The sequence below is a fragment of the Photobacterium lutimaris genome (assembly GCF_003025555.1).
In the GTDB taxonomy this organism is placed as follows: domain Bacteria; phylum Pseudomonadota; class Gammaproteobacteria; order Enterobacterales; family Vibrionaceae; genus Photobacterium; species Photobacterium lutimaris.
Genome location: NZ_PYMH01000012.1, coordinates 1 through 14237, shown reverse-complemented (window position 1 = coordinate 14237; position 14237 = coordinate 1). Strand labels below are relative to the sequence as shown.

Sequence of the window (14237 nt, the reverse complement as noted above, 5' to 3'; positions counted from 1 at the left end):
GGCATGGTGGCGATTTTGCTGGTGGCAGAGGCTTGTAGAGATAGCGTTTATATGCAATAAAGCACACAGGTTGATTGACCTGAATCAAGATGGGCAACGAATGGAAGGGTGCTGTGTTTAGCAATAAAAACATCAAAGTATTTTCAGGTCTGGTGCTGTTTGTTGGCTTGCTGATGTCGCCTTTAATGCGGGCATCGACGCTGGAGCAGCAGCGTGAATGGTATGAGCAGGCTCAAGTATCCCTTGAGGAAAAAGATGAAGCCGCCTACAAGGCGTTGCGTCGTAAGTTGGATGACTATCCATTGACGCCTTATCTTGATTATCGCGAGTTTATTCAAACCCTGTATGCCAAATCACCCAGCGAGGTTGAGGCATTCATCGAACAATATACCGCCCTGCCATTCAGTACCACGGTCAAGGATCGTTACCTGACCCATCTGGCAACCACCGAGCGCTGGCAGAACTTTGTTGAGGTGCAGCCACTGCCCCCACGCAGCCAGGTGCTGCGCTGTCATTACTATTACGCCCAGAGCAAGCTGGGCAACAAGGATGTGGCTTGGCAAGGGGCGAAGACCCTCTGGCTGACCGGTAAGTCGACCCATGATGCGTGCGATCCGCTGCTCAATACTTGGCAAAAGGCGGGTAAGCGGACCGATGCGCTTATTTTGGATCGTATGTTGTTGGTATATGCCGAAGGTAATCGTGCACGGCTCAATTATCTCAACAAGCAGCTAGGTGCCAAGAGTAAGCAATCCGGTAAGTTAGTGCTCGATCTTTACGACAAACCGCAAGGTGTCGCCGCTTTTTCCAAGCGCAGCAAAGTCACCCCGTTAAATCAGAACCTTGCGGTACTGGCCTACAAAAAGCTGGTGCACAGCGATATCAAAGAAGCGGTGAAACAGTACCACAAAACGGTACAGGGCCAGCATTTTGACGAAGCCAAACGTCAGTCGCTAGCTGATTATACTGCTAGCCGACTAATGGCAACCGATGATGAAAAACTGCAGAAGTGGCGTGATAACGCATTGGCGAAAACCACCAATATTAACTTGCTCGAGCGCCGTATTCGTCAGGCAATGCGGGAAGATAAGTGGGATGAGGTTGAGGTGTGGGTCAACCGTTTGCCTGATAAGGCCAAACAAAGCACGCGCTGGACGTTCTGGCAGGCACGCTTGGCTGAGCGTGAAGGCAACAAAGAGCTGGCGACGGACAAGTACACCCAGATCTTGGGCCAGCGTGACTTCTACAGTGCCGCGGCGGCGACAGTACTGGGCAAGCCGATTACCTATCCGGTAAAGACCGCGGGTAATTATCAGGCTGATATAGAGGAATATGCACTGGCTCTTGCGCGGATCAAAGAGCTTATTGCCGTGGATAAACTGCTGGCGGCCAACCGCGAATGGCATTACTTGTTAAGAGGGTTGGATAACGACAAAATCGTGACCTTGGCTGCCTATGCGGCGACCAATAAATGGCACCATCTTGCGGTACAGGCGACAATCTCCGGCCAGTTATGGGATTACATTGAACTACGCTTTCCGGTTGCCCATAAATGGTGGTTTGATTTCTTCAGCAAGAAACGTGAATTGCCGGTTACCACTATGATGGCACTGGCTCGTCAAGAGAGCGCACTCAATATCGAGGCCATTTCGCCAGTTGGTGCCCGTGGACTGATGCAGCTGATGCCCGCCACGGCCAAAGAAACAGCTAAGAAGCTGGGGCGTAATTATGAGGGTAAAAGCAGCCTGTTTGATCCCGGCGTGAATATTCGCCTTGGTAGCGGCTATTTGAAAATGATGCTCGAGCAATATGATAACAACCGTATTTTTGCCTTTGCCGCCTATAATGCGGGGCCGAGCCGCGTGACACGCTGGCGTAATGGTACGGACGGCCGGCTGGATGTTTACGCCTTTATCGAGGCAATTCCGTTCAATGAAACCCGGGGGTATGTCCAGAATATACTGATGTTTGAAATCTATTACGGCGACTTGACCCAAACACCGGTGCCATTGCTGACAGAGAATGAGATTAACACCCAGTATTAGCTTTTTTGATTCAAGGGCTAGGTTGTCGGTGGCTAAAGGGATAGAATCAGTACTCGAGAACGAGTACATCAAATGAGGATGACATGCCGAATATTCAAGAAACCCCGGAATTTACCGAGTGGCAACAGGTGGTTGATATTTTACGCCAGGCAACAACAGAGCATAAAGACGATACTTTGTTGAGGCTGTTACTCACGCCCGATGAGCGGTCGGTGTTACTTTCCCGGGTCAATATTCTGCATGAACTGCTCAATGGCGAGCGTAGCCAACGTAAGATAAGTGAACTGTTGGGCGTTGGGGTCGCAACCATCACTCGGGGCTCCAACGAGCTCAAGCACCATGATGATGATATCAAGGTGTGGCTATCCACGCTGCTAAAAGAGCAGAGCCCCAAGAGCTGAGTTATTGCCTACTTGCATATAATGAACAAGCCCCCAGAACACACGTTCTGGGGGCTTTTTTTATTTAGAAAATAATGCCGGATGAATAAACGGGATGAGTGCCAAGATCAATGCCTGCTGGTAGACCGAGCTACGGCTGAGCAGATGGTTGGTTAGCATCGCAATCGCGCCGCCTTTTTGTTTGATGTTGGTCTGGTTGAACATGTCGTCCATCACATCACCCAGCTCTTCGCCTTGGTGTAGTTTTTCCAGGGCCAGTGGTGGAAGCGGTAGTGACGCTGAGCGGGCTTCGCCGCGGGTTTCGCCACTTTCTATCACCATCCAGGCAAACGTAAAAGGTCCGTCGATACCCGCTTCGAGTCCTACATAATAGTCAGCCTCCGGTACCGCTTGCCGGGCATTGCTTACGCGGTTCCTTGCACCCTGCAAGGTTTCGTCTGCGCACATTGGCTGATCGCGGACTCCGCTGTCGACGCTGATCCCCTCAATCGTAAACGGGTGATCGGGAAAGGTGTGGCTGAAGGCGTCTTCAACCGCTGAAATTTTGGCGGGGTTGGTCGAGGCGACAATAATCTTAGGCATAGCAAACATCCATTATCTGAGTGCTTCCTATTCTAATACCAAACTGAACAATAGTCTTTTGGGATACACCAGCAATCAAGTGGCTTGTCTCTGTCCCTTTTTATTCTGGCTGAAAGAGCAGAATATTACTCAGCTTGGTATATGTTTTGGCGGCGTGTTGTCACGCCGCCAAACTGGCATAATCAACAGGGGGGATCCTACCTGTGATTAACGGTCGTAAGCCCAGTCTGACTGGATGATGTAACCGTGGATCTGGAACTCACCGTTGTTGACGAACAAGTTCGGGAAATCCGGTTGTGACGTTGAAAATACGACACCGTCAGCCAGCTGCGTCATGTGGTAGAAATCAGGTTCGCTACCCCGTACAGAGGCGAATACCGGCTGTTTCGGTTGGTAAATAGCGGTTTTGGTAGCAAGGGCATAGCTACCCACAGGCGCACACTGCGAAATGTTTTCGTTATCGACTAACAGGCCCAAGCAGTCTTCACGCAGTAGGTGCTGTGGGATAGCACGCTTGCTGATCACATCCACCGAAGCGCCGCTGCGAAAAGACATGAAGTCTTTGCGGTGAATGATTGGGATGTAGGTGCTGGTGGTACCTTGGTCAACGCTGTTGTTGATCGTTGTTGTAGCCTGGGTACCAGTATCCACTTGTCCAGTTAGCAAATAGCTGATTGACGTGCTCAGTGCCTCGGCAATTTTCTCCAGCTCACGAACTTCAATACCGTATTTACCAGACAGCTTACGGCTCATTGTACCTTGCTGAAGGTCAAGGGCTTCGCCCAGTTGCTTTTGGCTGATCCCTTGGATTTTAGCTAAACGCTTAATTCGTTCTAAATATTCCATACTCACTAGCTTCCTGCTGAAAAATTGTCTGATGCAAAAACGCATTCTTAAATGTCATATTGATTGTACTGATAACAATCGTTTCGGGATCTGGCAGGTATAAAAAATGCGATTGGTTTCGTTATGGGCATATCAGTTTTTTTCAAGATGGGCAAAAAATGGAACAATTTTCGCAAATTGAAATAAGATCCCTGCGTCAAATTTGTTGGACTAAGATCACCTTTTGTAACTTTTAGTCTGGGAGGTCACGAAGAGGCTATATCGATACAGCTCGGCGCCCACTAAGCATAAGATCATGAAAAATAACAACTTAACAATAAGTGAGATAAAGGAGGAGTGACTGGTTGCTCTCAGTGATGAAAAAATCGTAGATTTTTGGTTTATATCATGAATTTTCTTCATGCAGTCGTGATTTTTACGGATGGTGGCAAAAATGAGCAATTATGCGCGGGAGATGAATCGTGATGCGGTATGCTTTTAAGGGATGAAGAGGAAGGCTGACCTTCCTCTTTAGCGCTGTGGTTTTGCGGTATAGTTTAGCGTGTCAGGTAGGTATACAAGAACTTGGTGATCTCTACCATGTCATCAATTTTGATGAACTCTTCCGTCGTGTGCACCTTCGCCATACCGGTAGACAGGTTCACCGTCTTCAGGCCTTTGCTGTTGAAGATATTTGCATCGCTACCGCCGCCAGTTGGCTTGGTCATAGGCTCGATGCCATTGGCTTCGAAAGCGGCTTTGATCTGCTCAACATGCGAGTCATTGTCGGCAATGCGGTATGCATTGTAAGCACGCGTAGATGCAATATTGATTTGTGCGCCGTGCTTCTCAGCAGCAGCTTCAAACGTGCTCACCATGTGGTCGACTTGTGCTTTCAGCTTGTCGTCATTCAGCGAGCGTGCTTCTGCTTCGATAAACAGTTCAGGCATAACGATGTTCGTCGCCTGGCCGCCGTTCACCACACCGATGTTTGCAGTGGTTTCCTCGTCGATACGAGATAGCTTCATGTTGGTGATCGCATCAGCTGCAACGGTCAGGGCGTTGATCCCTTCTTCCGGCGCAAGACCGGCGTGGGCTGGTTTGCCAGTGATGTTTACCTTGAGGTTCTGCTGTCCCGGTGCCGTCGTGATGATAGTACCGATAGGGCCGCCAGAATCGAATACGATACCGGTTAGCGACTCAACTTTGCTCATGTCGAAGTTCTGCGAACCGTGCAGGCCGCCTTCTTCATAGACAGTGAACGCCAGCTCGATAGTCTGGTGCTCTGCACCGTCAGCCTTGATAGAGCGCACTGCTTCCATAATGGCTGCGATACCTGATTTGTCATCGCCGCCTAGAATAGTATCGCCTTTCGAGCGGATGATACCGTCTTCGATGATTGGCTCGATGCCGTTACCCGGCGTCACCGTATCCATGTGGCAGCTCAGCAGGATAGTGCCTTCCTGCTTGCCTTCAAGTTTGGCGTAGATGTTGAAGCCATTGGAGATCTCAGCAGGAACAGCAAGCTTTTGTACGTCAAAGCCCATTTCACCTAGCTGCTCGGCCAGTGTCTCGGCAATTGCTTTCTCGTTGCGCGACTCACTGTCGATTTTAACCAGTTCAATAAAGTGTTGGACCAGACGGTCCTGATTGATATTTGCCATTTAAAGCACCTCCGTTATGCCACTCATATTACGTGAACTGGCTGAATTAACCTTGATCTGCTCACCAATATCGTGGGGGTAATCACTATAAAACTTCAATTGTTAGGAAGATTATTCTGGGATGTTGGGGATTTGTGCGGTCGGGGTTGGGTTGGTGTTTATAACATCTATCAAATTGCTTTTGAGAGCGTGCTCTAAAGAGCCTATAACTGTAACTGAAGTAGATAAACTATAGAGGCACGACCATGCCGGATATGTCGTTGTTCTGCTCTCGGGATACCAAACTCGAAGTTTTCCTCAGAAAGCTGCTATTCGCTAGAGGCTTTCGATACCGCATGCATGACCGGAAGCTAAAGGGGAGGCCAGATCTGGTTTTTCCCAAGTATAAGGCAGTGATTTTTGTCCACGGTTGCTTCTGGCATGCGCATAGTGGTTGTTCTCGTTTTACCTTTCCGAAGAAGAACAAAAAATTCTGGCTGGCAAAATTCAGGGCGAATCGACTACGTGACAAACTCTCAACGCACTGGCTTAAAGCTCACGGATGGCGTGTGCTGGTTGTTTGGGAGTGTGCGATACGCAAACCAGCCGACTACGATATAGATCAGTTGCTGGATTTTATCACCTGCTGGCTGGTAGCAAACTGCCACTCCTGCGAAGTAAGCGGAGGAGCTCCGCTACCTTTGCTGAAACTTAATTTTGACACCTATAAAGTTACCAAGCTTCAGTTGATAGGTAATTCTAGGCGATAACCAGTTTGTGTTCTGGGCCACAATAAAGATCTTCAGTCTTAACGGTTAAGTGTTCTCATCAACCCAGCTCTTGGCTGACGTTACTGCGTTGGTGAAGCTGAACTCAAGCCCAATTTCTAAAATATCTGTTCCCCGAGAAACACTGTACTCATATCCTTCGCTGTACTGATCTGGATTGTCTTCAATGAAGATACTAAAGCCTTTGTATTCCAGTTCATTTTCAATAACTTCATGCTCATACATAGCAAGTCCTCCTGACCGTAACTATGACGTGACTGAGCGGAATGGTCTACGGACTATGAGTCTCGTTTTTAGGTGGCAATGAGATTCAAGTTAAAATTTTAACGAAAGGAATATGTTGAGTTAAAACACCTAAAAAACAACTGTATATAATGCGTACATTTGACTGTGCAGAGTTAGCTTTTCGAAGATTTACCTGTAGAATATCCCGGTTATCGTTATTAGGTTTTTGGTTACATGAGCGCAATTGATCTTTTTGCTGGTGCTGGTGGTTTCAGTTTGGCAGCACATCTAGAAGGCCTTGATGTATTGGCGGCTATTGAGCTAGATGCTTCAGCTTCAAATACTTACCGAGCAAATATCATTGAGCGATTGGGCCAGGAAACTCGCTTACTCAATGGTGATATTTTACAGATTTCACCACAAGATTTACGCACTGAATTAGGTCTTGCTCCAGGAGAGCTGCAAATAATGCTGGGAGGCCCGCCTTGCCAAGGCTTTTCTAGCCACCGTATCAATGATGCTGGTGTGGATGACCCGCGTAATAAATTGCTACTGCGATATTATGATTTTGTGGAAGAATTTCAGCCGCAGGCTTTCTTGGTAGAAAATGTAGCGGGTCTGTTTTGGGAAAGGCATGCTCCGTATCTTGAAGCGTTCCAGCAACTTGCTGAGGATAATGGTTATGTGATCCATTTTTGCGATACGTTGAATGGCAAAGATTACGGCACACCGCAGAACCGAAAACGCGCATTTATCTTAGGTGTGCGTAATGATATAAATCGGGAGAACCTTGTATTCCCTCCTGCACAAAGTCACTTCTCTCCGAGTTCAGTAAACGTTGTCAGAGATGGTTTACCTGCCTGGCGAACCGCTTCTGCTGTTTTTGAGCCGTTAACGGAAGAGTTAATAGAGCGCTATATCCGAGAGTATTTTCGTGTGAAAACAGGGTATACAGATGAGCAGGCTCTAGAAATATTACATGGCTTAGAATTTGGCGAACCTGTGCTTCCAGGTGATCCTTGTAATATACACATGATCCCAACAGAGAGGATGCAGCAACAATTTATTGCGACTCCTTTGAATGGTGGCCGGACCGATACTGGCCCTGAGTTTGAAAAAAAATGTCATGCGAATGGTTATCCTGGCCATAAAGATGTATATGGCAGGGTGTTTATTCATTTACCATCAAACACGATGACGACAGGGTGCAATAATCCATCTAAAGGACGTTTTGTTCATCCTTGGGAAAATCACGGCTTCACTCTGCGTCATGCTGCGAGGCTACAAACTTTCCCTGATGATTACATTTTTACTGGATCGACAACAGATCAAGCGAAGCAAATTGGTAATGCGGTCCCCACAGTTCTCGGGCATGCGCTTATAAGCGCGATTATAAATGGATTGAACTAAAAAAAGTGCCTACAATATTAGGCGCTTTTTTTTTATTTTCAGTAAGCTAGATTAAATAACGAGCTTATAAATAACTGGAATCTTCTTTATGGCTTATACCTCTTCAACCTTTAAAACCAGAGCAAGGACAATTGATCATCTCGGGCGGGAGCAGATTGCAGACTGTCCGACAGCAATATCAGAACTCTGGAAAAATTCCTTCGATGCATACGCAACAGATGTAAGCCTTCATTTATTTGATGGAGATACTGATGTTGCAGCATTATTGGATAACGGCCATGGTATGAGCCGCCAAGAGTTTGAGGAGAAGTGGCTCACTGTCGGAACTGAATCTAAAACAGACGGCTTCGAAATTAAACAAGCTGACCGAAATGGGTTAAAGCACCGAGCGAAACAAGGGCAGAAAGGGATCGGTCGTCTATCAAGTGCCGCTTTAGGCCCATTATTATTGCTAGTATCTAAACGGAAAAACGATAGATTTGTCGCTGCATTAATAGATTGGCGCTTGTTTGAAAATCCTTACATTTATCTTGATGATATTCGCATTCCTATTACTGAATTTGATAATTGTGCAGATGTGTTGGAAGAGCTTCCTACAATGTTTGATAAGCTGCTAGGAAACTTGTGGGGGGATTCTGAGGCGGAAATTCAAGCTGAAGCTTCAGCACTTGCTTTCGTTGAAAAAATATCTGAAGAGGAAGCTCTAACTATTACGAAAGCTGTATCTAAAGCAAGAACTTCTCGTTTAGCTGCTGCTTGGGAGCAGTATAGTGGTTTGGAGCTAGGAAATGGCATTTCAATAAAAGAAACCACCAAATCAAAAATAGAAAACACATTGATAAAGGAAGTGTTTTCCGAGCGTCATCTTGGTAAATGGGCTGTTTGGCAAGAAAAAAGTGAACAGGGCACCGCTATGTTCACTGCTGAACTGTCTGAAGATTTGAAAGCACAGCTTTCTTCGACGCCATATGAAGAAGCCGGAGAAACAGATGTTGGTTATAAAGAGAACTTTTTCCAAACATTATCAAATTTCGTAGATCCGTTTAGTAAAAAGAATGAACCACAGACGGACAGGTTTAGCTGCTCTGTGACAGTTTGGCGAGGGATTTATCCTGACACAATTCTAGGGCAGGATAGGCAGTTTGATCTAGCTAACCTAGAAGATTTAGAGCATGTTGTCGAAGGGTATGTCGATAGTGAAGGGTATTTTCGCGGCAGAGTGAAAGTCTTTGGCGAATGGATTGAAGACTACATTGTTAAGCCTAAGCAAATATACAAAACACGAAAAGACAGTGCATTCGGCCCCTTTCATTTGAGGGCTGGAACATTTGAGATGCAGATAGGAAGCACATCTTTATCAGATGAGCAGCATGCTTCATTTGTTGAGCAAGCTGAAAAATATGCTGGGTTCCGAGTTTATAGAGACGGTTTAAGAGTTATGCCCTATGGGCGTGCAGATAATGATTATTTTCGAATTGAAGAGCGACGCTCTAAAAGTGCGGGTAGATATTTTTGGTCCAACCGTCGTATGTTTGGGCGCATTGCTATTACCCGAGAGAACAACCCTAATCTGAAAGATAAAGCGGGGCGTGAAGGTTTTATAGAAAACCGTGCATCTAAGCTATTCAAAGAAATAGTAGAGAAAATACTCATCGATGTGGCTGATGAACACTTTGGTGGAAAAGCCGAAAACCGAAAGCCAACTCTTGAATTTATTCGAGAACAGAAAGCACTGCAAAAAGCGGAAGATGATCGTAAAAAGCTGCTGTCTCGTGAAAGAAAGCGTATACGAACCGCAATAAAGAAAAATACCAGCTCACTCGTAGAGCACCTAGAGAAGCTTAGCAGCCTAAAACACAGCTTTGAAAGCCGTATTAAATTGAACTCAGTGGATGAGCTGCAAAAACTGAAGAAAGAAGCAGACGCTTTAAGTGAGTCGACCCAAAACTTTTCTTTGAGCCCAGTTCCACCAAATTTAGGTCGCCTTGAAGATGACTACCGCTATTATCGTAAGCATGAACTTGCAGCTAAAGAAATAGTCCAGCAGCTTACGGTCGTTGTTAATAAAGCATTAGAAGAGTCCTCTCAAAAGACAGATTTTGAAAAAGCCAATGAGGTATATCGCAGTAAGTTAACCAGTTTGAACAATGCCATCAACCGATATGCTACACGTGGTAAAGAAGCGTTGACTAAGCAGGTGTCTGATTTTGATAGAATAGTTAAGCAATGTCGAGACCAGTACAAACTTGAAGTTGAAGACGCTCTAGAAGATCTCAAGCTAGAAAAAATTTCTTTGGGTAAGGTGCTAACGATCCTAGATGAAACCCAATTGAAGGTTGATGTAGAAAACAGACAGAAACTGGGCCCTTATACGACTGCTCTAGAAAGCCTTGAAGAACAAATTGACTTGGAAGGTTTAGCCTTGCATAGCATGAATGAGTCAATTAAGTATCGAGAAGAGTTAGTTCGACTGCATTCTCTTGCTCAGTTAGGAATCACGGTAGAAATCGTAGGTCATGAAATGGAAAGCTTAGATCGGAGCGTAGACTTTGGGCTTAAGTCTCTGGCTGATACTCAGTTATCTACGGATCAAAATGAACACTTACGTCGCGTAGATGAAGCGCATCAAGCATTGATGGAAAAATTACGTTTTCTATCCCCATTGAAACTCTCTGGAGAGAAGGTGTCGAGAAAAATTTCGGGCAAAGAAATATGTAATTACGTCCAGGCATATTTTGGAGAGCAGTTCGAAAGAGCAGAGGTTACTTTTACCGCAACTAAAAGCTTTGAGTCTATTACTATCGTGGATATGGCATCTAGAATTTTTCCTGTATTTATTAACTTAGTTAATAATTCTTTGTACTGGGTTCAACAACATGACGCCGAGCGAAAGATTACGCTAGATATTATAGATGACGAGGTCGTTGTTTCAGATGATGGTCCTGGAGTTGATATTGATGATCTTGAACAGTTATTTACACTCTTCTTCACTCGTAAGCAGCGAGGAGGAAGAGGGGTTGGGTTATACCTCTCTAAACAAAACCTAAACGCCAGCGGCCACAAAATAAGATATGAAACACGTGACCGTTATAAAGTACATGCTGGGGCAAACTTTGCAATTGAATTCAAGGGGATGAAGAATGAATAGTTCGGCAGTGGCAACGGCTGTGGAGGTGCCAATCGAAAGTGCCCCTAAGTATCATCAAATGATTCACGAAGCTTTCATCGATCCAATTAAAAACGTAACAGTTATTGATGATGAGTACCCAACATTGTCTCAGTTTTTGGTTCAGACGACAGACGCAATACCTCATAAGCAGCTGAAGCCAGAGAATATCGAGCGTTTGCGAAGCATTATTTCAATGTGTCATCAAGAAAAGAATTGGAGTCTTGATGTTTTTGATGGCAAAGATCCAAAACTAGGAGGTGAGGATGGGGTACCTCCGTATCTTAATCATAGTGATTTAGTTGTTCTGGATTATCATTTAGAAGGGGTCCCTACGACTAATAGTGGGGAAAGAGCAAGAAAAATCATTTCTGAGCTTAAAAAAAATAACCGATTCAACATAATTCTTGTTCACACAAAAGGGTTCGATGGTGGTGATATTGAGAAAGTATTCGATGAAGTGTTGGGAGAGACTTTTGTTTTCCCAGAAAAGCACCCCTTTATAATTGATGAGGAATCAGAAGATGTTATTGATGCTTGGCTTGATGACAACGATGATGGAACTAGCTATTCATTCTTTAGCCAGAAAATGGGAATTAAAAGTATATTGGAGCACCTGGGTTTTGGTGAAAAGAACTGTGGCAATGTAATGTTTCCCCAGCATTTTCTGAACTCATTTAAACAGGAAGTTATAGATGTTGCCAAGCTAATGGATATCCCCCAGGCAACCCTGACAAAATGGTATGTTGGACAACAACTTAAAATGTTGAAAATCCCCCTTGTCAGTGGTGCCGTTGAAGACACTGTTTGGTGTTGGAAGGGGGCAGATAATCCTAACTTTATCTCTACTGGTCGAGTGTTTATATCTGTAATTAAGAAAGGAGATCAATCTCCAGAGGCTGAACTCATTGACCCCTTAAAAGCGGCATTAGTAGAAGCAAACTCTTCACCAATGCATTTACTAATGGCAAAGATACGCGCCTGTATAGACGAAAAGGGTTTGGAGCAAGCAAACAAGATTGTTTCCCAAAAAGAAGCTCAAGCAGGTTGGTTAAACAATTTGTTAAAAGAAGGGGCCTTACATACTCATAATGAAATAATCAGTGCTCATTGGGAGCAGTTAGCTAGAGCCACCCATTTGGAACTAAAGGAGTTTTCTCAACGCCTTGTATATTCGGTCTCAGAGCTAGTAGGCGGTGGTGCCAAAGATGCCGAAAAGTATTTTTTTGGAAAAAACCTCGATCCAAATAATACGCTAGCACATCTTAATGCTTTTAATTGCTCGCAACCGGAATTTGGCCCCCACTTGACTACTGGGACTGTGCTTCGTTTCGATGGTGATTTGTGGGTATGTCTAAGTCCTGCTTGCGACTTGGTTCCTCGAGAGAGAAAAAGCTGGGAAAGCCGAATAGGTTCTGATTTTCTTGCTTTTAAAGCAGTAAAGTTGCTTCCGGTGACCAAGCTTTCACGAGCGAATGAAGACGCAAACTCTAATAACTTTATTTATTTAGTGCTGGACGGTGAACCAAAAGCTTTTTGCTTAGGTCACAAACCTAGTGATAATCCTGTCTGGGATGTGTTCTATGCATTTAATCAGGGAGTGTTTTCAACAGAAGGGGATTTACGGATATTCTGTTTACGTCAACCAGCACGGGATGATGAAAGAGATGAAGAAAAGCAAGAGGCCAAGGACAAACTACTCCTTGAAACGCGAGAGCTGCTCGCAACGCCCGTTTCAGAGTTGAGATATGAATATGCGCTTAATTTATTGCAAAAATTCGGCTCCAACCAGACTCGAGTCGGCCTTGGTTTTACTGATTCAACTGGTTTCATGCAGTAGGTCTGTTTGAATTCCGGTTTCATGTAATATGCTTAGTCAAAGAAGGTGACAGTTTGAGGTGAAACGTCAACTTACTTTTGCCCTAATGTCATGGTTATAGTAGTCAACTAAAGGCGGGACAGCATTACTTATCTGTTTCGTCTGCTTTGTGCTGTTACCCAATAAATAAAATACATGAATATTCAGGATCTTATCACGATAAGTACGTTTGAACTGGTCAATGAATGAGTCCGGAGTTAGGGTTCCTAGCTGCTTAAATTCAAGCTGAATGTAATGTTCTTCAGCCCATTAAGCATGAGGTGCTGGGGAAAATACCGGCCAATTATTCATCAGAAGTTACATAAGATAACCTAGTAAGGCCAGGACTTGTTCCAATACTCGTATTATCTGTGGTGCAATAGATATAATTTATGCTTGGCGTGCTTATAGCAAGTTGAAAGGTCAGGGCTAGGTGCTCTCTTGAACAAAAGCCTCATCAAGCTGTTTGTAGAGTAGGAGTGACTTTTCCGATTCTGCTTTTATATTTTCGTATAAACTGTTTGCTATCACTCGAATTGAATGCAGTTCATTCACATTGAGATCAGGATAATTGTATTTCTTAAAGTGCTGATCTATTTTTTGTTTTCTAGCTTCATAGTTTTCCTCATGGCCATGAGTAGAACAAACTTGTTGTAGGTGCTGTTTCCAGTCGGTGTAACCGCCTCCAGGAAGTCTAGTTCTCTTATTGCAACAGCTACAGCACGGAACAATATTTCCAGGGTGGTGGAGGCCATATTCGGCTCTGTTAAACATGAATAGGTGTTCTATCTGAAGTTTATCTGCACGAACTCCGCAATAAGCGCAGGTTGATTGAAACTCTTCTTCACGAATTTCTTGCCAAATTTTCTTACCTTTCCCACTTCCTGTGTTGAACGAATAACCTAAGTAATATTCGCCAACCTTTGTAAGGAAAGCTCTTACTGCTGTATTTGCTGAGTCTGAAGGAGTGTTATAAACCGCCATTAAATAGTTGATCCTCTTAACATAAAAGTTCACAGCAGCTATGAGGGAAAATCAGGGTACTGTGAGATGGTCTGGTGGCTATGTGTTCTATCTCACATTAAGATTGCTTACCTATTGATATATTTGGATTTTAGCACGTTAATGTCTAAAACCATACTATCAACGTAACTTGAATAGCCACCGACTTGATAGACACCTTTTAGTTAGACAAAATGACTAATAAAGAGGTGCTTATGAACAGCAAACGATATCCAGAAGAATTCAAAATTGAAGCCGTAAAACAGGTTACAGAAAAAGGCCATAGCGTGGC

Annotated in this window: 12 protein-coding genes; 7 read left to right on the top strand and 5 right to left on the bottom strand. The window is 44.6% G+C overall.

Annotated elements, in window-relative coordinates; translation table 11 throughout:
• The first annotated feature begins 113 nt into the window (after nt 1–113).
• Together sltY and trpR are read left to right on the top strand one after the other, a co-directional pair.
• The gene (sltY, locus tag C9I99_RS20285) at nt 114–2045 is read left to right on the top strand and encodes a murein transglycosylase (protein ID WP_338069668.1); all 1932 of its coding nucleotides are present in this window, start codon (nt 114–116) and stop codon (nt 2043–2045) included.
• An 83-nt stretch (nt 2046–2128) separates the two neighbouring features.
• Nucleotides 2129–2446: a trp operon repressor gene (gene trpR / locus C9I99_RS20280; protein WP_107350660.1), complete on the top strand. Its 318-nt coding sequence runs from the start codon at nt 2129–2131 to the stop codon at nt 2444–2446.
• Between the two features lie 60 nt (nt 2447–2506).
• Here the strand turns inward: trpR and yjjX are convergent, their stop codons facing one another.
• The 3 genes from yjjX to C9I99_RS20265 form a co-directional block, all read right to left on the bottom strand.
• Nucleotides 2507–3028, bottom strand: coding sequence for an inosine/xanthosine triphosphatase (yjjX, locus tag C9I99_RS20275; protein ID WP_107350659.1), 522 nt, complete (start codon nt 3026–3028; stop codon nt 2507–2509).
• 207 nt (nt 3029–3235) lie between these two features.
• Entirely contained in the window at nt 3236–3874 is a 639-nt protein-coding gene (locus C9I99_RS20270) for a helix-turn-helix domain-containing protein (RefSeq protein WP_107350658.1), read from the bottom strand.
• A 536-nt stretch (nt 3875–4410) separates the two neighbouring features.
• Entirely contained in the window at nt 4411–5517 is a 1107-nt protein-coding gene (locus C9I99_RS20265; RefSeq protein ID WP_107350657.1) for a M20/M25/M40 family metallo-hydrolase, read from the bottom strand.
• 245 nt (nt 5518–5762) lie between these two features.
• On the opposite strand from C9I99_RS20265, the gene C9I99_RS27715 reads away from it, so the two are divergent.
• Nucleotides 5763–6266: a very short patch repair endonuclease gene (locus C9I99_RS27715; RefSeq protein WP_107350656.1), complete on the top strand. Its 504-nt coding sequence runs from the start codon at nt 5763–5765 to the stop codon at nt 6264–6266.
• A 45-nt stretch (nt 6267–6311) separates the two neighbouring features.
• On the opposite strand, the gene C9I99_RS20255 is transcribed toward C9I99_RS27715, so the two are convergent.
• Nucleotides 6312–6509, bottom strand: coding sequence for a hypothetical protein (locus C9I99_RS20255; protein ID WP_107350655.1), 198 nt, complete (start codon nt 6507–6509; stop codon nt 6312–6314).
• Between the two features lie 234 nt (nt 6510–6743).
• Here C9I99_RS20255 and C9I99_RS20250 point away from each other — a divergent pair, with 234 nt between their 5' ends.
• The 3 genes from C9I99_RS20250 (at nt 6744) to C9I99_RS20240 (ending at nt 12925) form a co-directional block, all read left to right on the top strand.
• Nucleotides 6744–7919 (top strand): DNA cytosine methyltransferase, encoded by a 1176-nt coding sequence (locus tag C9I99_RS20250; protein WP_107350654.1) that lies wholly within the window; start codon nt 6744–6746, stop codon nt 7917–7919.
• Between the two features lie 88 nt (nt 7920–8007).
• On the top strand, nt 8008–11067 hold the full coding sequence (locus tag C9I99_RS20245; RefSeq protein ID WP_107350653.1) for an ATP-binding protein: 3060 nt from the start codon (nt 8008–8010) through the stop codon (nt 11065–11067).
• A complete protein-coding gene (locus tag C9I99_RS20240) occupies nt 11060–12925 on the top strand; it encodes a response regulator receiver domain (protein ID WP_107350652.1) in 1866 nt (621 codons plus the stop codon). Before C9I99_RS20245 ends, C9I99_RS20240 begins: the two co-directional genes overlap by 8 nt.
• Nucleotides 12926–13372: 447 nt before the next feature.
• On the opposite strand, the gene C9I99_RS20235 is transcribed toward C9I99_RS20240, so the two are convergent.
• Nucleotides 13373–13927 (bottom strand): HNH endonuclease, encoded by a 555-nt coding sequence (locus C9I99_RS20235; RefSeq protein WP_107350651.1) that lies wholly within the window; start codon nt 13925–13927, stop codon nt 13373–13375.
• A gap of 233 nt (nt 13928–14160) precedes the next feature.
• Here C9I99_RS20235 and C9I99_RS27470 point away from each other — a divergent pair.
• The coding region (locus tag C9I99_RS27470) for a transposase (RefSeq protein WP_244916300.1) at nt 14161–14237 on the top strand (77 nt) is incomplete at its 3' end.

What these genes read in the sequence shown, in the direction of transcription:
- trpR (WP_107350660.1), top strand. Translation starts at nt 2,129, where the DNA reads ATGCCGAATATTCAAGAAACCCCGGAATTTACCGAGTGGCAACAGGTG.
- yjjX (WP_107350659.1), bottom strand. Translation starts at nt 3,028, where the DNA reads ATGCCTAAGATTATTGTCGCCTCGACCAACCCCGCCAAAATTTCAGCG.
- C9I99_RS20270 (WP_107350658.1), bottom strand. Translation starts at nt 3,874, where the DNA reads ATGGAATATTTAGAACGAATTAAGCGTTTAGCTAAAATCCAAGGGATC.
- C9I99_RS20265 (WP_107350657.1), bottom strand. Translation starts at nt 5,517, where the DNA reads ATGGCAAATATCAATCAGGACCGTCTGGTCCAACACTTTATTGAACTG.
- C9I99_RS27715 (WP_107350656.1), top strand. Translation starts at nt 5,763, where the DNA reads ATGCCGGATATGTCGTTGTTCTGCTCTCGGGATACCAAACTCGAAGTT.
- C9I99_RS20255 (WP_107350655.1), bottom strand. Translation starts at nt 6,509, where the DNA reads ATGTATGAGCATGAAGTTATTGAAAATGAACTGGAATACAAAGGCTTT.
- C9I99_RS20250 (WP_107350654.1), top strand. Translation starts at nt 6,744, where the DNA reads ATGAGCGCAATTGATCTTTTTGCTGGTGCTGGTGGTTTCAGTTTGGCA.
- C9I99_RS20245 (WP_107350653.1), top strand. Translation starts at nt 8,008, where the DNA reads ATGGCTTATACCTCTTCAACCTTTAAAACCAGAGCAAGGACAATTGAT.
- C9I99_RS20240 (WP_107350652.1), top strand. Translation starts at nt 11,060, where the DNA reads ATGAATAGTTCGGCAGTGGCAACGGCTGTGGAGGTGCCAATCGAAAGT.
- C9I99_RS20235 (WP_107350651.1), bottom strand. Translation starts at nt 13,927, where the DNA reads ATGGCGGTTTATAACACTCCTTCAGACTCAGCAAATACAGCAGTAAGA.